This window comes from Streptomyces sp. UG1 (assembly GCF_049974585.1).
Classification (GTDB): Bacteria; Actinomycetota; Actinomycetes; order Streptomycetales; family Streptomycetaceae; genus Streptomyces.
In genome coordinates this window covers 1-19,272 of record NZ_JBNGGG010000027.1, presented here as the reverse complement: position 1 = coordinate 19,272, position 19,272 = coordinate 1, and the positions used below count along the sequence as shown (strand labels likewise).

Genomic DNA, 19,272 nt, shown 5'->3' with positions numbered 1-19,272 from the left:
CCCGTCCTCGCCGGCCACCCAGTCGTGGCCGCGGGGTAGTTGCTCGACGCGCCGACCGATCTACGCCGCCGGTTGACCGTTAGCCGGTCCATACGGAATGCTAGATGAAAATGATTTCCATATCTATTAAGGCCATCGGTCGGAGGAGTACCGTGCACCACCCCCAGCGCCTCACCGCCGCAGCCGCCCTCGCGGCGGTCGCCGCCACCTCGCTCACGGCCTGCGGCACCACCGCCGATGCCGACAGCGGCGACGCCCAGGCCGACGGCACGGTCAAGGTCGTGGCCACCACCACCCAGGTCGCCGACTTCGTCCGCAACATCGGCGGAGACCGGGTGACGGTCACCCAGCTGGTCAAGCCCAATGCCTCGCCCCACGAGTACGAGCCGACCCCGGCCGCGCTCCAGGCGATCGGCGAGGCCACACTGCTGGTGAAGAACGGCGTGGGCCTGGAAGACGAGTGGCTGCCCAAGACCGTTGATGCGTCCGGCTTCGACGGCGAAACCGTCGACACCAGCACGGGCATCACCCTGCGCCAGGGCGAGGACCACGAAACCGGCGAGACCGCCGACGACCCGCACATCTGGCACAACCCGCTCAACGCCAGGATCATGAGCGAGACCATCGAGAAAGCCCTGATCAAGGCCGACCCAGCGCACAAGGCGGACTACCAGGACAACTTCACGGAGTACGCGGCCAAGCTCGACGCCCTCGACAGGGACATCGCGCGCCAGATCAACTCCCTGCCCGCCGACGACCGCAAGCTCGTCACCAACCACGACGCCTTCGGCTACTACATCGACCGCTACCAGCTGACCTATGTCGGTTCGGTCATCCCCGACTTCAGCGACCAGGCCGAGCTGTCCGGCAGCCAGCTGGACGGCCTGGTGGAGAAGATCAAGAAGCAGAAGGTGAAGGCCGTCTTCGGCGAGACCTCGCTGCCTCCCAAGACCGCCCAGGCCATTGCCCGCCAGTCCGGGGTGAAGGTGGTCGCGGGCGACGGCTCGTTGTACGGCGATTCGCTCGGCCCGAAGGGTTCGGCCGGCGACACCTACCTCAAGAGCATGGAGTTCAACACCAAGACGGTCGTGGACGCCCTGAAGTGACCGCCACCGCCGTCGTACCCCAGCCGCGCACGGAGGACGGTCCGCCGCCGGCGATCGTCTTCGACCACGCCACCCTGGCCTACGGCTCCGCGACCGTGCTGCGCGATGTGCACGGCACAGTGCCCGTCGGCGAGGCAACCGCCCTCGTGGGGCCCAACGGCGCGGGCAAGTCCACCCTCATCAAGGCCGCGCTCGGCCTGGTCACGGTGGCCTCCGGCTCCGTCACCGTGCGCGGGCAGCGCCCGGCCGCCGCCCGATCCCGTACCGCCTATGTCCCCCAGGCAGACACCCTCGACCCCGAATTCCCCGTCACCGTCGGCCAGGTGGTGCTCATGGGCCGCTACCGGGCGGCGGGCTGGCTGCACCGCCCCGGCAAACGCGACCGGGCCATCGCCGCCGACGCCCTGGACCTGGTGGGGCTCGCCGACCGGGCCCGGGACCGCTTCGGCACCCTCTCCGGCGGCCAGCGCCAGCGCGTCCTGCTGGCCCGCGCCATCGCCCAGCAGGCCGATGTGCTCCTCCTCGACGAGCCGTTCAACGGCGTGGACGCCGTCAGCCGCGACGCGCTGCTCGGCGCGCTGCGCGAACTGCTGGCAGGCGGCGCCGCGGTCCTCGTCTCCACGCATGACCTGTCGGTCGCGCACGCCCTGTGCCGGCAGGTCTGTCTGCTCAACGGGCGGCAGTACGGCTTCGGCCCGCCGGAGCAGACGCTGACCTCCGACAATCTCCGCTGCTGCTACGGCGCACACGTGCTCGAAGTCGACGGCAGCACGATCGTGGCGGGGATGTGATGGGCTCACCGCTCTACGACCCCTTCCAGGTGCCGTACATGGCCCGCGCCCTTGTGGAGTTGCTGATCCTAGGGGTACTGGGCGGCGCCGTCGGCGTCTTCGTCCTCGTACGCCGTCTCGCGTACGTCGCCGACGCGCTCACACACACCGTGTTCCCCGGTGTTGTGGTGGGGTTCGCCGCCGGGGCGGCGGACGGGGTCTTCTGGGGTGCGCTGGTCGCCGGGCTGCTCACCGCCGTCCTGCTGATGCTGCTCACCCGCGCGCCGCGCATCAGCGAGGATTCGGCGCTGACCGTCATCCTCACCGCGTGCTTCGGGCTCGGCGTCGTCCTGGTCTCCCGGCAGCACGACTACCGGCACGACCTGAACGCCTTTCTCTTCGGACAGGTGCTCACCGTCACCCGCGCCGAGATCGTGCAGAGCGCGGTGCTCGCCGCGGGCTGCCTGGTCGCACTGGCGCTGCTCGGGCGGTACTTCACGCTGCGGGCCTTCGACCCGGAAGGCGCCCGCGCCATGGGCTACCGCACCTGGCTGCTCGACCTTGCGCTGAACGTCCTGATCGCCTTGGTCGTGGTGGCGGCGGTCCGCGCGGTGGGCACAGTCCTGGTGATCGCGCTGATGATCGTGCCCGCCGCCTTCGGCCGGCTGCTCTCGCACCGCATCCCGGTCATCGCCGCCATCGGCGCGGCCTTCGGCGCGCTGTGCGGCTGGCTCGGACTGGCAGCCAGCTACCAGGCATCGGTCCGCCACGGCATACAACTGGCCGCCGGACCAGCGGTCGTCCTGCTGATGACGGCCGCGTACGCCCTGCTGCTCGCCGCACGGAAGGCGGTACGGGCATGAGCTGGCTCGACTCCTACACCCACCGCGCGCTGCTGGAGGCCGCGCTGGTCGGCGCCGTGTGCGGCGCGATCGGCGTGCACGTCGTCCTGCGCCGCATGGGTTTCTTCACGATGGCCATGACTCACGCCACCTTCCCCGGCGTCGTCCTCGCCGCCGTGGCCGGCATCGACATCTACCTCGGCGGCGCCGCCATGGGCGTGCTGGTCTGCCTGTGCGTCCTTGCCGTCTCCCGCCGCCGCGACCAGGGCGCCACCACCGCGACCGGCATCGTGTTGGCCGCCGGCTTCGCCCTCGGCGTCGCCCTGCTGTCGGCCTCCGACGGTTTCAGCCGCGACCTCGAAGCCTTCATGACCGGCTCCATCGTCACCGTCACCGGGCACGACCTCGCCGTGACGGCCGGGGTAGGCGCGCTGGTCCTGCTGCTCCTGGCCGCCCTCCACAAAGAGCTTGTGTACGGGGCCTTCGATCCCGACGGCCAGCGCGCCGCCGGATACCCCGCGGCCGCCCTCGACCTCCTCCTGCTGGTCCTCATCGAGGCCGTCATCGTCGTCACCGCTCCTGCCATCGGCGTCATGCTCGCCATGGCCCTCATCGTCGGCCCCGCCGCCACCGCCCGCCTGTGGACCGACCGCATCGGCCTGACAATGCTGCTGTCCGTCGCCCTCGGCACCGGCTCCTGCGCCCTCGGACTCGCCCTGTCCGCCCACTGGAACCTCGCCGCCGGCGGCACCATCACCCTCGTCATCGCCGCCGTCTTCCTGATCTCCCTGGTCCTCTCCCCCCACAGCGGCCTGTTCGGGCTGCCTCTGCGGCGCCGCGCCGTGCCGACTGGCTGAGATCAGGGCGGCAGCTGGGCGGCGAGGTTGGCGGCCAGGGGGATGCGTTCGGCGAGGGTCTCCAAGGCCGCGCGGTGGCTGTGGCCACGCTGAGCATCGCAGCTGGCCGAGGTCTACCAGGTGCTTCAGAGGACCGGACGAGTCTTGGGGTGAGGGATCGGTGCCATTCCCTGAAGGTGGGGCCATGCCGTAGCGGGCAGGACCCGCGGCCAGGGAAGATGCCCGCCATGACCACCGACCAGGAGCTCGCCCTGCTTCGTTCGACGCACTCGGCTCCCGCGGTGTTCGGCGCGGGAGCGGCCATCGGTGTTCTGGGCGGGATGATCGGGTTGGGCGGCGCGGAGTTCCGCCTGCCGCTGCTGATCAGCCTGTTCGGGTTCGCCGCACTCTCCGCGGTCATCCTGAACAAGGCGATGAGCCTGGTGGTGGTCGTGATCGCACTTCCCGCCCGCCTGGCAGCGGTGTCGGCCTCCGAAGTGGCCGCGCACTGGCCTGTCGCGGTCAACCTGCTGGCCGGGAGCCTGGCGGGTGCCTGGGCCGGAGCATCCTGGGCGGTGCGGATGCGCAGCTCCACTCTCTACAAGGTGCTGGCAGGGTTGATGGTGTTCATGGCCGCGGCCCTGCTGGTCACGCACACCACTGCCCTGGGAACGCTCGCGCTGCCGCTGTGGGCGGAGGTGCCCGGCGGCGTCGTGGCCGGGTTCGGCATCGGGGTGGTCGCCGCGATCATGGGCGTGGCCGGGGGCGAGCTGTTGATCCCGACGGTCGTGCTGCTGTTCGGTGTGGACATCAAGACGGCCGGAAGCCTGTCCCTGCTGGTGTCCCTGCCGACCATGCTCGTTGCCTTCGCCCGCTACAGTCGTGACGGCAGCTTCGCGGTGCTGCGCGCCAACCGCCGCTTCACCCTGGTGATGGTCTTCGGCTCGATCGTCGGCGCCATGCTGGGCGGGCTGCTCCTCGGTGTGTTCTCGGATCTGGTACTCATCCCCGTCCTGGCCGTGATCCTGCTCGTCTCCGCGGTGAAGCTCGCGCGTCACGACTGAGTCCGCGGAGCCGACTCGGCCCTGTGGCCAACTGCGACGCTCAAAGTGGCCAACTGGAGCACCCGACCGCACCGAGGCGGGTACGGGCCCAGACCTGACCGGTGTGTGATGACGGGTTCCTTCCGCTACTGACGCCGACCTTCCGCTCACGTCCTGGGTCGCGGACGGCCGCGCGGCGGCACTGGAAGTGAACGAAGCCAGTAAGTGGCGTTCTGCGCCGAGCCCGAGCAATGTTATCCACAGAAGCGCCAAGCCCTCTGCGGACAACGGATACGGCGGGCGAAGGGTGTCACCGCGCAAGACCGTACTGTCACCAACGTGCCGGGCCGACACACCTGGCCGCCGGCTGCGGCCTGCGGCGGCTTGTGGCAGTGCCGTCGGCGCCGGGGCCGTCTTCAGAAGCGCGGCCATATCGCCAAACGCGACCCGGACGCCCGCCGCCGAGGCTGAGAGGACGCGCATCTACGAAGGCTGCCCGCGCGGCCGGCCGTCAGGGGATCGCGACCGGCACGGGCTCTTCCTCGGGCTCGTCGGTGATCCCCAGGTGCAGGTGCTCGATGTGATACAGGGCCTGGTCGAGGAGTCCGGCGACGTGGTTGTCGTGCAGGGCGTAGACGACGGAGCGGCCCCGGCGGGTGCCGGTGACCAGGCCGAGGTTGCGCAGCACGCGCAGTTGATGGGAGCAGGCGGACTGTTCCATGCCGACGGCGTCGGCGAGTTCGGTGGCCGCGCAGGGGCCTTCGCGCAGCCGGGCCAGGATCAGTAGCCGGGAGGGGGTGGCGAGGGCCTGGAGGGTCTCGGCGACCTTCGGCGCGTTCTCCGGCGTCAGCCGGGTGCGCGGGGCGGCGTAGTCGCGCGCGGGGGGTTTCTGTCCGTGGCCCATGGGCCCATCGTACGGGAATGAATCCATGAATAGCTGTTCAGATATTCCTGTACGGTGGAGGAGTCGGAAACCCGTCCCCATCGAAGGCACCCGTCTTATGACTTCCACGCTGACCGCCCCCGCGCCACCGGGGCACCGCACCGCCGGTGCGCCACCGCGTCGGCGCACCCGGATCCTGGCGCTGCCCGAGGCCCGCTGGGCGCTCGCGGCCCTGGTCCTGTTCCTGCTAGCCCTCCCGCTGCATCTGCTCGGCGCCCCGGTGTGGCTGTGGGGGCCGCTGTATACGGCCGTCTACATAACCGGCGGCTGGGAGCCGGGCTGGGAGGGCCTGAAGGCTCTGAAGGACAAGACCCTGGACGTGGATCTGCTGATGGTGGTCGCCGCGCTCGGCGCCGCCGCCATCGGCCAGGTCCTGGACGGCGCGCTGCTGATCGTCATCTTCGCCACCTCCGGCGCCCTGGAGGCGGTGGCGACCGCCCGGACCGCGGACTCGGTGCGCGGCCTGCTCGACCTCGCGCCCTCCACCGCGACCCGGCTGCTGCCCGACGGCGGCGAGGAGAGCGTGCCGGCCGAACAGCTGGCGGTCGGGGACGTGATCCTGGTGAGGCCCGGTGAGCGGGTCGGCGCGGACGGCCGGGTCGTAGCCGGCGCGAGCGAGGTGGACCAGGCCACCATCACCGGCGAGCCGCTGCCCGTGACGAAGGAGGCGGGCGACGAGGTGTTCGCCGGCACGGTCAACGGCACCGGCGCCCTGCGGGTGCGGGTGGAGCGGGATCCGTCGGACTCGGTGATCGCCCGGATCGTGAAGATGGTCGAGGAAGCCTCCGAGACCAAGGCGCCGACCCAGCTGTTCATCGAGAAGATCGAGCAGCGCTACTCGGTCGGGATGGTCGCCGCCACGCTGGCGGTCTTCGCCGTCCCGCTGCTCTTCGGCGACGAGTTGCAGTCGGCGCTGCTGCGCGCGATGACCTTCATGATCGTGGCGTCGCCGTGCGCGGTGGTGCTGTCCACGATGCCGCCGCTGCTGTCGGCCATCGCCAACGCCGGCCGCCACGGCGTGCTCGCCAAGTCCGCCGTCGCCATGGAACGCCTCGGCCAGATCGACACCGTCGCCCTGGACAAGACCGGCACCCTCACCGAAGGCACCCCGCGTGTCACCGACATCCGCCCGCTGACCGGCAGCGACCTGAGCGAAGATGAGCTGCTGGCCCTGGCCGCGGCAGCCGAACACCCCAGCGAGCACCCGCTGGCCCGCGCCGTCGTCGACGCCGCCCGCGAACGCCGGTTGACCCTCGCGGACGCGGACGGCTTCGCCTCCGTGCCCGGCCAGGGCGTCACGGCCACCGTCGAGGGCCGCACCGTCCAGGTCGGCTCCCCGGACCGGCTCCTGCCCGCCGACGCGGGCCGGGTCCACGCGGTCGTCCAGGGGCTGGAGGACTCCGGGCGCACCACGGTGGTGGTCCTGGTCGACGGGGAACCGGCCGGGGTGCTGGGCCTTTCCGACCGGCTGCGGCCTGACGCCGCCGCGACCGTCGCCGCGCTCACCGCCCTGACCGGCCGCGCCCCGACCCTGCTGACCGGCGACAACGAACGCGCCGCGCAGCATCTGGCCGCCGAGGTCGGCATCACCGAAGTCCGCGCCGGGCTGCTGCCCGAGGACAAGGTCGCCGCCGTCCGCACCTGGGAGCAGGAAGGCCGGAAGGTTCTGGTCGTCGGCGACGGCGTGAACGACGCACCGGCCCTGGCCGCCGCGCACACCGGCATCGCCATGGGCAAGGCCGGCTCCGACCTCGCTCTGGAGACCGCCGACGCCGTCGTGGTGCGCGACGAACTCGCCACCATTCCCACCGTCGTACGGCTGTCCCGCACCGCCCGCCGCCTGGTGATCCAGAACCTCGTCATCGCCGGGGCGTTCATCGCCGTACTGGTCGCCTGGGACCTGATCGGTACGCTGCCGCTGCCGCTCGGCGTCGCCGGACACGAGGGCTCCACCGTCATCGTCGGCCTCAACGGCCTGCGTCTGCTGCGCGAGGCCGCCTGGACCAGCCCCGGGAAGGACACCGCGTGAGCAAGCGCTCCCGCCGTACCGCTGCTGCCGCCCCCGCCGACAGGGCGAGGGCGGCGCGGTGCACGGTCACCGTGTGCCGGGGGTGCTGCTGCGGCACGCCGAAGATCCCCGGCTTCGACCACGCGGCTCAGCTGCGCGGCCTGCGCCAGGCACTCGACGGCACCGCGACCGTCCGCGTCACCGACTGCCTGGACGCCTGCGAGCACGCCAACGTCGTCGTCGTGCAGCCCTCACCCGCCGGCCGCGCGGCCGGCGGCCGCCCCGAGTGGCTCGGCCTGGTCAACGACACCGACGCCACCGCCGACATCACCGCCTGGATCGAGCAGGGCGGGCCCGGGCTCGCCGACCCGCCCGGCATCCTCGACCTGTACGGCTTCACTCCCTCCCGCCGCGTGCGGGGGCAGGTGGAGGGCTGACGCACGAGACGCCGGGGAAGAGGCTCACAGGGCCTGCGGACGCCGCCATGCCTGGATACCCTCGGGCGCGGCCGGGTGTCGTTCGAGCCCCACCGCCGACAACTCAGCGGCCAGCGTCTCGTCGGAGATGACATGGCAGTCGAACCCTGCGGTCTCTTCCCGGATCAGTTCGTCGCCGCGCCAGGTCCGGTAGGTCATCACCCAGCGGATCAGGTCCTCATCCACGACGTCTGCCCGCGCGAGGGTGTCGTAGCGGTACCGTCCCAGCGTGCCGCCAGGGATCACCGAGGGCGGGATGGCGGTCGCCGTCTGAGGGTGCTGCGACTCCATGATCAGCGCTCCGCCCGGGCGGAGCGCACCGGCCCACGTGCGCCAGAGCCGAGCCCGCTGCTCCGGCGAGAAGTGCATGATCATGTTGAACATCACCACGGCGTCCAGCGGTGTGTCCACCTCGGCTGTCAGCGCGTCCTCGGGCAGCACGGTCACTGCGTCCGCGGCTGCCGGTATGCGGGACAGGCGCGTCACCAGGGCGGCGCGCATGATGCGCGTCGGCTCGATCGCGAAGATCTCGCCGTCCGTCCCGAGCAGCTCCAGCAGGGTCTCGGTGAACACCCCTGTGCCGGGGCCGATCTCGGCCACCGCGCGGGATCCGGACACCAGCCGCCGCAGGGCGTCCGTGAGCGAGACCCGTACCGGCTCGGGGAAGATCACGTCGTAGTAGGGGCCGTTGACGGCATAACCGAGCCCTTGCTCGGCGCGGTCGGCCTCACTCGCGGCGGTCTTGGTCATCTGTGCAGTGGCCTTTCTCGGTGATGAGCAGGTACCTCTCCAAACCGATCGCCCAGGCATCGGTGCGCGGTCGCGCGAGCACACCGGCGCTTTCCGGAGTCGGAGCGCGCAACGGAGTCGGCGGAACGGGAGCTCGACGCCGCCCTGCCGTGTCTTCCGCCCGAACCACAACACCCTCGCATGCCATCGGGGCAGGGTGCCCGGGGCTGCTCGTTGGGCGTTCACGGTCCGGCGGACAAGACAGCGGCGGGGTCCGGTCGCCGGACGAGCTTCGCAAGGAGCCCGTGGCGGGGTGCCAGGCACCAGGTGACGGCAAACAGGGCCGTGAGGACCACGACCACGGAGCCGCCCGCGGCCAGGTCGTACGTGTAGGAGACGTACAGACCCGCGACGCTGCCGGCGCAGCCGATGAGCGAGGCCAGGAGGGCCATCGCCCACAGCCGTTCGGTGAGCATGCGGGCGGTGGCTGCGGGGGTGATGAGCAGGGCGAGGACCAGGATGTTCCCGACTGCCTCCAGGGACATCACGATCGTCGTGGTGACGACGACGTAGAGCCCCAAGTCGAGGCGGAAGACGGGCAGGCCCGCAGCACGTGCCGTTTCGCGGTCGAGGCTGACGGCGACCAGTTCCTTGCCGATCGCCAGCACGGCGAGGACGAGTACGGCGCCGATGGCGGCCACCGTCCACACATCCGTCGCACTCACCGCGAGTACCTGGCCGAACAGGAAGGAGGACAGGTCTGTTGTCCAGCTGTCCCTCGTGGAGACCAGGACGATGCCCAGGCCGAAGGCGAAGGCGAAGAAGACGCCGATGACGGTGTCCTCCTTCAGCCGCCGGTTCTGGGAGACGAAGGCGATGAGCACGGCCGTGGTGATGCCGGCCGCGGCGCCGCCGAGAAGGAGGTTGCCCTCGAAGGCGTAGGCGAGGGCGACGCCGGGGAAGGCGGAGTGGGCGACCGCGTCGCCGATGAACGCCATGCCGCGCAGCACGACGTACACGCCGACCACGCCGCACACCACACCGATGATCGCCGCCACGGCGAAGGCCCGCTGCATGAAAGGCAGTTGCCAGGGATCAGCGAAGAAAGCGATCAGGTCACTCATGACGCGGTCACCGTTCCGATCGCGCGGTCGAGGCCGAAGGCACGCAGCATCTGGTCGGGGTCGGCGAGGAGTTCGGGGCCGCCCTCGGCGACGACCGTGCGGTTGATCAGTGCCACCCGGTGGCAGGTGCGGGCGGCGGCCGCCAGGTCGTGGGTGGTCATCAGCAGCGCCCTGCCTTCCCCGGCCAGCCGGCCGAACAGCTCGTTCAACAACTCCTGCGTGGGTACGTCGACTCCGGTGAACGGCTCGTCCAGGAGCAGGACGCGCGGGCCGGCGGCCAGGGCGCGGGCCACCAGGACCCGCTGTCGCTGACCGCCGGACAGTTCCCCGATCGGGCGCCGACGCAGGTCGGCGAGCCCGGTCAGCTCCAGCGCCTCCTCCACCGCCTCCCGGTCCGCCGCGCCCGGCCGGCGCAGCCAGCCCATCTGCCGGGTACGGCCGCTCAGGATCGCGCCCGCGATGTCGATGGGGAAGTCCCAGGCGAACTCATGCCGTTGGGGCACGTAGCCGATGCTCCGCCCGACCCGTCGGCCGGTGCGGCCCTCGACGGCCGCCTCGCCTGCGGCCAGCGGAACGAGCCCGAGCACGGCGCGCAGGAGCGTCGTCTTCCCGGCGCCGTTCGGGCCGATGAGGCCGACCAACTCACCTGCGTCGACGGTCAGGTCAGCCTTTTCCAGGGCGGTCCGTCCGCCGAGGACGACGGTCGCGCCCGTGACCCGCAGCAGCGGATCGGATCTGTCAGCCATGTGCGGTCCTCCTGCGCCGGGCGGCCAGGAAGGACACGGCGCCCACGGCGGTGAGCGCGGCGGCGGCCGAGCCCAGGAGTACGGCCTGACCGGCGCCGGTGGAGGCCATCGAGCCGTCGGTGTCGTCCGTCGAAGAGCCGCCCGTGGAGCCGGAGTCGGAGGCGGAGCCTGCCGCGTTCGAGGAAGAGGAACCGGACGTCCCTGACGACCCGGCGGTCCCGGACGTTCCCTTGCCCGAGCCGTCGCCCGGCGTCACCGTGCCGGGGTCGGTGTCGCCGACCACGAACGTCACCGTCTCGGTGTCGGAGACCTGCGCGCCGTTCGCCAGCGTGCCGCTCATCTTGAAGGTGAGCCGGTACGTCCCTTCCTTGGTGAACGCCCATCCGCCGTGCGCGTGCGTGTTGGCGGGCACGTCGAAGGAGTCCGGCACCCCGTCCTTGCTGTTGAACAGCACGTTCGCGCCCGACATCGCGTCGTAGGTGTAGAGCGCGTAGGTACCCGGACCGTCGACCTTGGTGAGGGAGAACTCCACGCCTCCCTTGGTCTTTCCCGCCTCGATGTTGTCCGTGGACCAGCCGGGCCACAGCAGCCCGTCCTGCTGCACCTGGTCGAGCAGCCACACCGGGTCGCCGCCCTTGCCGAGGAACGCGAACTCCTCGCCCGCCGGGAGGGTGTTCTTGGCCGCGGGCTTGACGTGCAGGACGACGGAGGAGGGCTCGCGCCAGGTGGTCTTCCCCGAGACCGTGCCGTCCTTGATGTGGATCTGCAGCTTGTTGTCGACGACGCGGGCGGCGAAGTCGACGTGGCCCTCGTCGAGAACCTTCTTGCCGGACACGACGTCGGTGGATGCCGTGGTGGCGGCCAGGGCGGTGCGCCGCTCGGTCTCGGATGCCTCCGCCACGGCCTTTCCGGCCGTCGGCAGCGTCTGCGCCTCCTCCGAGGCTTCCTCGGTGGGGGTCTCCTCGGCGACCGGCTCCTCGGCGACCGAGTCCTGCCCGTCCGGTGTGTCCCCTATTACCACCGTGTACACGGTCCCGACGGACAGGTCCCGCCCGTCCGCGGCCGTGGCCTCGGCGGTGAAGATGACCCGGTACGTGCCGTCCTCGCTGAACTCCCAGCGGGTGGCACCCTCGTGGCCCACCGGCAGCTTCTGCGCGTCGGGCAGGTCGTCCGCGCTGTCGAACAGCAGCGCGTCCTCGGCGCCGTCGCCCGCGTCCTGGTCCTCGTCCTCAGCCTCGGTCTCGGTCTCGGTCTCGTTCGAGTACACCTTCAGGTCACCGGGACCGTCGAGCCCGGTCAGGGACCATCGCACGGTGTCTCCGGTCACGGCGCCCTCGGGTACGCCGGTGGTGTCCCACCCGGGTGCCGAGGCGTCTGGCACGTCCGCGCTGCCGACCTTGATCACATGGGCGCCGTCGGCCGGATCCAGGGTCAGCGCCCCGTCCGCGTAAGCGATCCGGCCGAGTCCGGACCCCGCCGCACGCGCCGTACCATCGTCCGCGACGGCGACCCCGCCCCCTGCCAAAGTGGCGGCGAGCACCACCGCCACGGCGATCCGTTGAACTCTGCGCATGCCCCTCATCAGGCGTCCCTCCCCAGGCACTTGGCGAGCTCGGTCGCGTTGTGCCGCATCATCGATACGTAGTCGTGGACCTTGTCGTCGAACGAGTCGCCGTAGATCGTGCAGATGCCGACCCCCTCGTCCTCGGCGACCCGGCGCAGCACGTCGGCGCGCGCCGCGAGGTTCGGCTCCAGGAACACCGACGGGACCTTCTTCTCCCGGATGGTGTCGCCGAGTTGCTCGACCTCGGCCGCGCTGGGCTCCTGGTTGGGCACGGGCACGACGAAGCCCGCGACCTCCATGCCGTACGCCTTGGCGAGGTAGCCGAAGGCGTCGTGTGTGGTGATCAGCTTGCGGTTGTGCTCGGGCACTGCGGCGAGCTTCTTGGCGACCTCCTCGTCGAGGGCGCCGAGCGTCTTCAGATAAGCGGCGGCGTTTTTCTCGTAGACGGCCTTTCCGTCCGGGTCGGCCTTGATCAGCTCGGCCTCGATCCGCCGGACGTACGCCGCCGCGTTGGCGACGTCCGCCCAGGCATGCGGGTCCATGTCGCCGTGCACATGCTTGCCGATGACGGCCTGCGGCAGCACATACAGGTCGTCGCCCGCCGTGCCGAGGAAGGCGTACGGCTTCTCCTTCGGCACGGTCTCCTTGGCCCGGTCGGGCACGTTGAGCACTACGTCGTCGGCGGCGAGCCGCGCCGGTTCGCCACTGGCCTCCTCGTCGGCGCGGACGTACACCTTGCCGGTCTCGGCGTTCAGCGCCACGTCGGCGTGCCCGCCGTCGAGCACTCTGGCCCCCTCGGGCGCCTCGGCGTCGTCGCCGACGGTGAAGGTGAAGGTGCCGCTGCCGATCTCCTCGGTCTTGCCGTCGAGGGTCTCGGTCTGCCCCTGGACGGTCAGCCGGTAGGTTCCGGGCTTGCTGAAGGCCCAGTTGACGTGGGTGTGCGCCTCGGGTGGCAGGGTGAAGGAATCGGCGTCGTCGAGGCCGTCGGCGGAGTCGATGTACACCTTCGGCTTGCCGAGCGTGTCGGTGAGATATACGCGCAGCTCGCCGGGGCCCTCCAGCTTCGTCGCGGTGGTACGGATTTGGGAGCCGTCTCCGGCGACCTTGCCCTCGACGGCCCAGCCGAGCCACAGCACATCGAGCCCGAGGTCCTCCTCCAGCTTGATCACCGTGCCGCCGTACTGCTCCAGCTTCTCGGCGATCTCGATCTTCGGTGCCGACTTACGGGCATTGCTGTGGACCATCTTCATGATCCCGGGCTCTTCGAGCAGCAGGCCGTTGCTGAACACGACGTCGGCCTTGGCGACCTTGGCCGCGTCGCCGGGGCTGGGCTCGTAGGAGTGCGGGTCGCCGTGGTGCGGCACGATCGAGGTGACGTCGACGCGGTCGCCGCCGACCTGCTCGACGAGGTCGGCGATGATCCCAGTGGTCGACGACACCGTCAACTCGGCGTTGGATGCTCCGGTTTGAAGCCCGCTGCACCCGGAGAGCAGGGCGGCGCTCGCCGCGATCAGCGCGACGGTGGTGGTGCGTCTGGGGTGGCCCCGCATGGGGCTCCTCCTTCTCTCGAACACGACAATGCCGCGTACGACGGACCGGGTGGCTGCCATGCGCCGGTCCGTCGTACGCGGAGCTTTCACTGAGCGGTACGGCGACGTCGTACGAAGAACACCGCACCGCCACCGACCAGCACAGCGGCCACGGCGATGCCTGCGATCGCGCCGACCTGCGCACCCGTGGAGGCGAGCCCGCCGGTCGTCGAGGTGCCGCCGCTGCCGCCCGTCGACGAACTTCCGCCGGTACCGGACGAGCCGGAACCCGGGTCCGTCGCCGGGGCCGAGGCGCTCGGCGAGCCGGAGGCGGACGCCGACGGGGTCGTGGTCGGCGTCGCGGAGGCCGATTCCGAGGGGGTGGCCGTAGGCGTCGCCGTCGGCTCGTCCCCCTCACCCGGCGTCACGGTCGACGGATCCGTATCGTCCCCGACCACCCAGGCGATGGTCTCCGTGTCGCTGACCTTCGTGCCGTCGGCGAGAGTCGCGCTGACCGTGAAGGTAGTGCGGTACACACCTTCGGCGCCGAACACCCAGTCGAAGTGGCTGTGCGTGCCCGCACCGAGGGTATGGGCGTCGGGCAGACCGTCACCGCTGTTGAGCGAGACGACCGGGACGCCCATCGCGCCGTTGTGGAACATCGCGATGTTTCCGGGGCCCTGTACGGAGTCCAGCCGGAAGGAGACGCGGCCGTCGAGGTCGGCCTTGGCGTACTCCGTGGTGTTCCAGCCCGGCCACACGATGCCGGCGTTCTGCTGCAGCGGCAGCCACCACACCGCGTCGCCCGGCGTGCCGAGGAACTCGTACCCCTCCGGGATCTTCCGCTTGGCGGCGGGCCGTACATGCATGACGACCTCGCCCGGCTCGTACCACTTGTGGTTGAGCTCGGTGCCCTCCTTGATCTGGAACTCCAGGTTGCCGTCTGCCGGACGGGCCGCCAGGTCGACGTGGCCCTCGGCGATGACGTGCGCCGCCGGGGCGGTGGGCGACGGGCTCGCGGTCGCCGAGCCGGTCGGCGACTCCGTCGGGGAAGCCGTCGGAGTGGAGCCGTCACCGGGCAGGACGTCGGCCGGGTCGACGTCGTCGCCCACCACCACGGCCAGTGTCTCTGTGTCCGAGGTGCCACCGCTCGTCACGGTGAAGGTGAGCCGGTAGACGCCCTCCGTGGTGAACTGCCAGATGGGCAGCAGCCGTTCCTCCTCGCGCGGCAGCGTGAACGTGCGCTGGACAGAGGCGACACTGCCGAGATAGGCGGTCGCCGGAGCATTCGCGTTGTCCATCTCACGGGTGTACAGGGCCAGACCGAAGTCCCCGGGGCCTTCGTACCCGGACAGAGAGATCTCTGTGTCTCCCCCCGCCGCGGAGCCGTTCCAGCCCGGCTCGGGGGCGAAGATGTTCTCCGCCTCCCAGCCGTTGAGCTGCCAGGAGTCCATGTTCGTCGTGCCGAGCGCCGTGGCCACCGGGTCCGCGGTGTACTGCAGGGAGGACGCCGGAGCGTGCAGCACGACCTGGGACGGCTCACGCACGACCGCCGTGTCGCCGCTGCGGTCGTCGATCTGCAACTCCAGCTTTCCGTCGGCCAGTCGGGGCGTGAAGTCGAGCTCGCCCTCGTCCAGGACGACGGCACCGCCGGCGGCGCGGGCGTTCCCGCTGCCGCCGGCGACCAGCCCTGCCGCGCCTGCGAGCACCGCGGTCGCCGCGATGAGCGCCGCGCTTGTGAGGGCGCGTCTGTCGCGCGTCAGGGCCCGGATCATGAGGTGACGTTGAAGGTGAAGGTCTCGGTGGCGGACTCCGTCACGCCGCCGACCGTGCCCTGGACGCGGAACGTGAGCTGGTAGGTGCCGGCCTCCTCGAAGGCCCAGTTGGCGTGGTTGTGGGTGCCGACAGCGAAGGTCCTGGACTTGAAGCTGGTGGTGGCGGTGTTGCTGTCGAACCAGCGGGCGCAGCTGCCCGCGTAGATGCTGAAGTCCTCGGTGGCGGCACCGTTGCGAGTGGCGCTGACCAGGGTGTACGTGACGTTGTTGTTGGCGAAGACCCCGGTGGTGAGGTGCTCGGTGGAGATGCCGGGGAACAGCACCCCGGCGGCGTCGGCCTCGATCTCGGTGTCCGGCAGCAGCCAGACCTGGCTGCCGGAGCCGAGGAAGCCGCAGCCAGGGTTGGCCACCTTCGCGGCCGCCGGCACCGAGAAGGTCACATCGACCGGGTCGTACTCGGTGTTCGTCTCCTCGTCGTGGACGTGCAGGTGCAGGTCGGCGCCGTCCCACTCGGCGTCGAGGACGTCGACGTGTCCGCTGCTCAGGGTGGTGGCGGCGAAGGCGGAGGTGTTGAGACCGGCCGTGGCGAGCGCGGCGGCGGCGATGCCGGCGACGGTCAGCAGGCGTCTGCGGGTGCGCAAGAGAAACCCCCCATGGGTCATGTTCATGCCCCCTCGGGCACAACAAGAGACGATAATCGTTTTCATAAACGGTTGGCAATGAGATTGCGGTGATGTCCGGAGGCGTGAACGGCGAGCGTGGCGAGGGGAGTTGAGGGCGAACCCCCGACCGGATGCGGGACCGAGGGAGCACCTGCGCCGGACATCGTGTGCACCGGCGGCACCGGCGGGGGCGTCACCGCCTACAGCGCGGGCCGCCGTGCGCGATCACCGACAACTTCGCTGTTGACGCGGGAGATCAGGCGCCAGGAGGGCAGGCGCAGGTGTAGGTCAGCCGGGCTCGGGAACGGTTCGTCCGGTTCCCCACTGCCGGGTCCGGTAGGTGCCTGCCAGCCGGCAGACGATGTAGATCGTGAAAGAAATGACCGGCCACTTGCGCAGCGCCGCGGCCAATGCGTCCTGCACCGCGTCCTCGGCGGCGTCGATGTCGCCGAGGACGCGGATCAGCGTGGCCAGGACCCGGCCGGACTCCTCGCGGAAGATCCGCCCGACGTCCGCCCGGTCGACGACCGGCAAGGTCAGGCCCCGAGCCCGGGGTCGGGCTCGTCCGCGAACGCCGCGAACGGGCGGACCTCGATCGGCGTGTGGATGGCGGCGGTGACCTTCGCCGCCCAGGAAAGCGCGGCGTCGAGGTCGTCGGCCTCGATGATGTAGAAGCCGCCCAGGTGCTCCTTCGACTCCACGAAGGGGCCGTCGGTGGTCAGGACCTCTCCGCCGGAGACCCGCACCACGGTGGCGGTATCGGCATCGTGCAGGCGACCGGAGAACACCCAGGCGCCGGACGCGGCCATCTCGCTCTCGATCGCCCTGAGCTGCCGGTGGGACTCCTGCATCTCCTCCTGGGTCATCGGCGCACGCCCCTCACCGGCACCGCTGTGGACGGACAACAGGTAACGCGTCATGGTGGCACTCCTGGTCATCGTCGGCACTTCCCGCCTCTCACCCTTGCTACGAACGGCGTTCCCGCAAATCGACACGCTGCCCCAAACCCTGCACCGGATCACGCCCTCCCAAGTTCGGGGACCGCCCCTCAGGGCGTAGGGGGCGCTTGAGTGGGCTTGCTGACGCTCCGTCGCCCCTCCGCCGGTCTGGCTACGCACCCTCGGTGAGCTTGCGGACGGTGACAGGTTCGTCCTCTGCCCGAGCGTCGGCTCGCTGACGAGTGCGGGTGAGCCGGTAGCCGGCCGTGGTTCGTTCGGTGGCGGGCAGCAATCCGCTGGCTTCGCACACCGCACCGCCTTGCGTGTGACCCCGGCGGCTCGGGCGGCCTGCCGATCGTCAGTCCCGAGAGCGCCATGGCCGCAACCTCGAGTGAGGTGATCGCCAGCTGACCGTGACCAAGGGCGCCCCGCCGACCTGCACGGGACAACACAGCCCGACGTGCTGCTGCGGTAAGACCATGGTCAAGACGACCGAGTAGGTGTCCAGCGGGGCGGCGCGCCCGAACGATGCCGGGTAGCCCGCCCCGGTGGTTTCCCCCGTGCCACCGGGGCGCGGCTGTGTCCGGCACCGGTGGCACGCCGTGGTCAGGAGGCTTTACTCCGCGCCATGGGGCTGTCCGGCCGCGTCGACCAGGCGGGCCGGTCCATGATCGCGATGCGGCCGCGAGGCAGGCACGGCACCGGGCGCTGGAGCGCAAGCCCCCGCGCGCTGCCGCCCGACCGAGCAGTCCGGGCAGCAGCCCGTCGCCTCCGTAGCCCACGCTCGCGGGATGACACACCCTGGCTGACCGCGGTTGAGTGGTGCCAACCGCGCAAGGCGATCAGCGCGGCGTGACGGGAGGAGACCATGTCCGACGACGGCGCCCAGGATCTGCGGGTTCTGGTCTTCGACGTAAATGAGACGCTCAGCGATCTCACCCCTCTGCGGGTCCGCTTCGAGGATGTCGGAGCGCCGGCGGATCTGATGCCCCTCTGGTTCGCCGGGGTGCTGCGGGACGGGTTCGCGCTGACGGCCGCCGGGGCGTACGCGGACTTCGCGTCCGTCGCCCTGGACGGGCTGCGGTCCCTGCTGCCCGGTGTCAAGGAGTGGGCCGGGGACGTCGAGGCTGCGGCCCGGCATGTCCTGGACGGCTTCGCCGAGTTGGAGGTGCACCCCGATGTGCCGGACGGCGTACGGAAGTTGAGCGATGCCGGGTTCCGGCTGGTGACCATGACCAATGGCAGTAACACGCTGACCGAGCGGCTGCTCACCAAGGCGGGGCTGGTGGACTTGTTCGAGGAGCTGTTGGACGTGCGCGGGCCACGGTGCTGGAAACCCGCGAAGGCCGCGTACAGGTATGCCGTTGATCAAGTAGAGGTGCGGCCGGAGCAGGCCCTGCTGGTCGCGGTGCACCCCTGGGACGTCGACGGCGCGGTGCGGGCGGGGCTGGACGGCGCGTGGCTGCGGCGTGGCGCGACCGCCTATCCGCAGTCGATGTCCCGGCCGACGTACAGCGCGCGGGACCTACGCGAACTCGCCGACGCCCTGATCGCCGACAGGACGTGAACCCCTTTATCCGGGGATGCGAGGGCAGCAGTCCAGGGCGGCGGCGTTGTAGCGCAGCTTTCTGCCGTCCCGGCGTGCGGTGACGTAGCCGCAGTCGACGAGACAGGACAGGTGCACGGAGACCCGCGGCTGGGAGCTGCCGGCGTGCTCCACAGAACTCCGCAGCAGTTGTGCGGGGTCCGACAGGGCGCGGAAGAACCGGGCCACGGTGTCGGTGTCCGAACACTCGGCCCGCGCGGCATCTGCTCCTGCCGTGGGGTGGAGGTCGGTTTCATGGGCGGCGCCCTCTTCCGCATGCATCCACGCGTACCAGCTGTGAAGTGGCGTCGGGCAGGCCGTACTGGCGATGACGGATCGGCCGGCTTCAGAAAGCTGTGGTTTCGCATGCGGACTGGCACGACACCTGATCGACCCCACGGTGCCACCGCCTACTCCCGCATCACCGCGAACCGCTGTGCCAGAAGACCAACGCACTCAAAGCCATCACTGGCAGGTCACCATTAGCCACACCCTGTCCTCCCGGACCACCAGCATCTTAGACGTCATCTCATTTGGTGAGTCGGCGGTAGCAGATGAGGGTGCAGGCGATGCTGGTGAAGGCCAGGAAGTGCTCG

Annotated in this window: 19 protein-coding genes; 8 read left to right on the top strand and 11 right to left on the bottom strand. The window is 70.6% G+C overall.

Going from position 1 to position 19,272, the window contains the following annotated elements:
• Positions 1–152 precede the first annotated feature (152 nt).
• The 5 genes from ACP4J3_RS28175 to ACP4J3_RS28155 all read left to right on the top strand — a co-directional run bounded on the left by ACP4J3_RS28175 (position 153) and on the right by ACP4J3_RS28155 (position 4,618).
• A complete protein-coding gene (locus tag ACP4J3_RS28175; protein WP_426538858.1) occupies positions 153–1,106 on the top strand; it encodes a metal ABC transporter substrate-binding protein in 954 nt (317 codons plus the stop codon).
• Positions 1,103–1,897, top strand: coding sequence for a metal ABC transporter ATP-binding protein (locus tag ACP4J3_RS28170; RefSeq protein ID WP_426538857.1), 795 nt, complete (start codon positions 1,103–1,105; stop codon positions 1,895–1,897). Before ACP4J3_RS28175 ends, ACP4J3_RS28170 begins: the two co-directional genes overlap by 4 nt.
• Entirely contained in the window at positions 1,897–2,739 is an 843-nt protein-coding gene (locus ACP4J3_RS28165) for a metal ABC transporter permease (protein WP_426538856.1), read from the top strand. Before ACP4J3_RS28170 ends, ACP4J3_RS28165 begins: the two co-directional genes overlap by 1 nt.
• Positions 2,736–3,575: a metal ABC transporter permease gene (locus ACP4J3_RS28160; RefSeq protein WP_426538855.1), complete on the top strand. Its 840-nt coding sequence runs from the start codon at positions 2,736–2,738 to the stop codon at positions 3,573–3,575. Before ACP4J3_RS28165 ends, ACP4J3_RS28160 begins: the two co-directional genes overlap by 4 nt.
• Before the next feature lie 227 nt (positions 3,576–3,802).
• A complete protein-coding gene (locus ACP4J3_RS28155; RefSeq protein ID WP_426538854.1) occupies positions 3,803–4,618 on the top strand; it encodes a sulfite exporter TauE/SafE family protein in 816 nt (271 codons plus the stop codon).
• A 490-nt stretch (positions 4,619–5,108) separates the two neighbouring features.
• Here the strand turns inward: ACP4J3_RS28155 and ACP4J3_RS28150 are convergent, their stop codons facing one another.
• The gene (locus ACP4J3_RS28150) at positions 5,109–5,501 is read right to left on the bottom strand and encodes an ArsR/SmtB family transcription factor (protein WP_426538853.1); all 393 of its coding nucleotides are present in this window, start codon (positions 5,499–5,501) and stop codon (positions 5,109–5,111) included.
• Between the two features lie 97 nt (positions 5,502–5,598).
• Between ACP4J3_RS28150 and ACP4J3_RS28145 the strand changes: the two genes are divergently transcribed.
• Both ACP4J3_RS28145 and ACP4J3_RS28140 read left to right on the top strand, forming a co-directional pair.
• Positions 5,599–7,569: a heavy metal translocating P-type ATPase gene (locus tag ACP4J3_RS28145; RefSeq protein ID WP_426538852.1), complete on the top strand. Its 1,971-nt coding sequence runs from the start codon at positions 5,599–5,601 to the stop codon at positions 7,567–7,569.
• A complete protein-coding gene (locus tag ACP4J3_RS28140) occupies positions 7,566–7,985 on the top strand; it encodes a (2Fe-2S) ferredoxin domain-containing protein (protein WP_426538851.1) in 420 nt (139 codons plus the stop codon). Before ACP4J3_RS28145 ends, ACP4J3_RS28140 begins: the two co-directional genes overlap by 4 nt.
• Before the next feature lie 24 nt (positions 7,986–8,009).
• Here the strand turns inward: ACP4J3_RS28140 and ACP4J3_RS28135 are convergent, their stop codons facing one another.
• The 9 genes from ACP4J3_RS28135 to ACP4J3_RS28095 all read right to left on the bottom strand — a co-directional run bounded on the left by ACP4J3_RS28135 (position 8,010) and on the right by ACP4J3_RS28095 (position 17,073).
• A complete protein-coding gene (locus ACP4J3_RS28135) occupies positions 8,010–8,774 on the bottom strand; it encodes a class I SAM-dependent methyltransferase (protein ID WP_426538850.1) in 765 nt (254 codons plus the stop codon).
• A gap of 221 nt (positions 8,775–8,995) precedes the next feature.
• Positions 8,996–9,877: an anchored repeat-type ABC transporter permease subunit gene (locus ACP4J3_RS28130; RefSeq protein WP_426538849.1), complete on the bottom strand. Its 882-nt coding sequence runs from the start codon at positions 9,875–9,877 to the stop codon at positions 8,996–8,998.
• A complete protein-coding gene (locus ACP4J3_RS28125; RefSeq protein WP_426538848.1) occupies positions 9,874–10,623 on the bottom strand; it encodes an anchored repeat-type ABC transporter ATP-binding subunit in 750 nt (249 codons plus the stop codon). Before ACP4J3_RS28125 ends, ACP4J3_RS28130 begins: the two co-directional genes overlap by 4 nt.
• Positions 10,616–12,196, bottom strand: a complete 1,581-nt coding sequence (locus ACP4J3_RS28120) for a TIGR03773 family transporter-associated surface protein (protein WP_426538847.1) — start codon at positions 12,194–12,196, stop codon at positions 10,616–10,618. The genes ACP4J3_RS28125 and ACP4J3_RS28120 overlap by 8 nt, the downstream gene beginning before the upstream one ends.
• Positions 12,197–12,204: 8 nt before the next feature.
• Positions 12,205–13,737, bottom strand: coding sequence for an anchored repeat ABC transporter, substrate-binding protein (locus ACP4J3_RS28115; RefSeq protein WP_426538846.1), 1,533 nt, complete (start codon positions 13,735–13,737; stop codon positions 12,205–12,207).
• A gap of 86 nt (positions 13,738–13,823) precedes the next feature.
• The gene (locus ACP4J3_RS28110) at positions 13,824–15,491 is read right to left on the bottom strand and encodes a choice-of-anchor M domain-containing protein (RefSeq protein ID WP_426538845.1); all 1,668 of its coding nucleotides are present in this window, start codon (positions 15,489–15,491) and stop codon (positions 13,824–13,826) included.
• Positions 15,488–16,132 carry a choice-of-anchor M domain-containing protein gene (locus ACP4J3_RS28105; protein ID WP_426538844.1) on the bottom strand — a complete coding sequence of 215 codons (645 nt, stop codon included), beginning with the start codon at positions 16,130–16,132 and terminating at the stop codon, positions 15,488–15,490. Before ACP4J3_RS28105 ends, ACP4J3_RS28110 begins: the two co-directional genes overlap by 4 nt.
• A 309-nt stretch (positions 16,133–16,441) precedes the next feature.
• Positions 16,442–16,687: a hypothetical protein gene (locus tag ACP4J3_RS28100; RefSeq protein WP_426538843.1), complete on the bottom strand. Its 246-nt coding sequence runs from the start codon at positions 16,685–16,687 to the stop codon at positions 16,442–16,444.
• Positions 16,688–16,689: 2 nt separating this feature from the next.
• Positions 16,690–17,073, bottom strand: coding sequence for a YciI family protein (locus ACP4J3_RS28095; protein WP_426538842.1), 384 nt, complete (start codon positions 17,071–17,073; stop codon positions 16,690–16,692).
• Positions 17,074–17,959: 886 nt separating this feature from the next.
• Between ACP4J3_RS28095 and ACP4J3_RS28090 the strand changes: the two genes are divergently transcribed.
• Complete coding sequence (locus tag ACP4J3_RS28090) at positions 17,960–18,658, top strand: haloacid dehalogenase type II (RefSeq protein ID WP_426538841.1); 699 nt, start codon at positions 17,960–17,962, stop codon at positions 18,656–18,658.
• A gap of 6 nt (positions 18,659–18,664) precedes the next feature.
• Here the strand turns inward: ACP4J3_RS28090 and ACP4J3_RS28085 are convergent, their stop codons facing one another.
• Entirely contained in the window at positions 18,665–18,958 is a 294-nt protein-coding gene (locus ACP4J3_RS28085; protein ID WP_426538840.1) for an ArsR/SmtB family transcription factor, read from the bottom strand.
• Positions 18,959–19,272: the final 314 nt, after the last annotated feature.

Bases quoted from the DNA above. Each gene is read 5' to 3' on its own strand.
- ACP4J3_RS28165 (WP_426538856.1), top strand. From the start codon at position 1,897: ATGGGCTCACCGCTCTACGACCCCTTCCAGGTGCCGTACATGGCCCGC.
- ACP4J3_RS28160 (WP_426538855.1), top strand. From the start codon at position 2,736: ATGAGCTGGCTCGACTCCTACACCCACCGCGCGCTGCTGGAGGCCGCG.
- ACP4J3_RS28155 (WP_426538854.1), top strand. From the start codon at position 3,803: ATGACCACCGACCAGGAGCTCGCCCTGCTTCGTTCGACGCACTCGGCT.
- ACP4J3_RS28150 (WP_426538853.1), bottom strand. From the start codon at position 5,501: ATGGGCCACGGACAGAAACCCCCCGCGCGCGACTACGCCGCCCCGCGC.
- ACP4J3_RS28145 (WP_426538852.1), top strand. From the start codon at position 5,599: ATGACTTCCACGCTGACCGCCCCCGCGCCACCGGGGCACCGCACCGCC.
- ACP4J3_RS28135 (WP_426538850.1), bottom strand. From the start codon at position 8,774: ATGACCAAGACCGCCGCGAGTGAGGCCGACCGCGCCGAGCAAGGGCTC.
- ACP4J3_RS28130 (WP_426538849.1), bottom strand. From the start codon at position 9,877: ATGAGTGACCTGATCGCTTTCTTCGCTGATCCCTGGCAACTGCCTTTC.
- ACP4J3_RS28125 (WP_426538848.1), bottom strand. From the start codon at position 10,623: ATGGCTGACAGATCCGATCCGCTGCTGCGGGTCACGGGCGCGACCGTC.
- ACP4J3_RS28120 (WP_426538847.1), bottom strand. From the start codon at position 12,196: ATGCGCAGAGTTCAACGGATCGCCGTGGCGGTGGTGCTCGCCGCCACT.
- ACP4J3_RS28115 (WP_426538846.1), bottom strand. From the start codon at position 13,737: ATGCGGGGCCACCCCAGACGCACCACCACCGTCGCGCTGATCGCGGCG.
- ACP4J3_RS28110 (WP_426538845.1), bottom strand. From the start codon at position 15,491: ATGATCCGGGCCCTGACGCGCGACAGACGCGCCCTCACAAGCGCGGCG.
- ACP4J3_RS28095 (WP_426538842.1), bottom strand. From the start codon at position 17,073: ATGACGCGTTACCTGTTGTCCGTCCACAGCGGTGCCGGTGAGGGGCGT.
- ACP4J3_RS28090 (WP_426538841.1), top strand. From the start codon at position 17,960: ATGTCCGACGACGGCGCCCAGGATCTGCGGGTTCTGGTCTTCGACGTA.
- ACP4J3_RS28085 (WP_426538840.1), bottom strand. From the start codon at position 18,958: ATGCATGCGGAAGAGGGCGCCGCCCATGAAACCGACCTCCACCCCACG.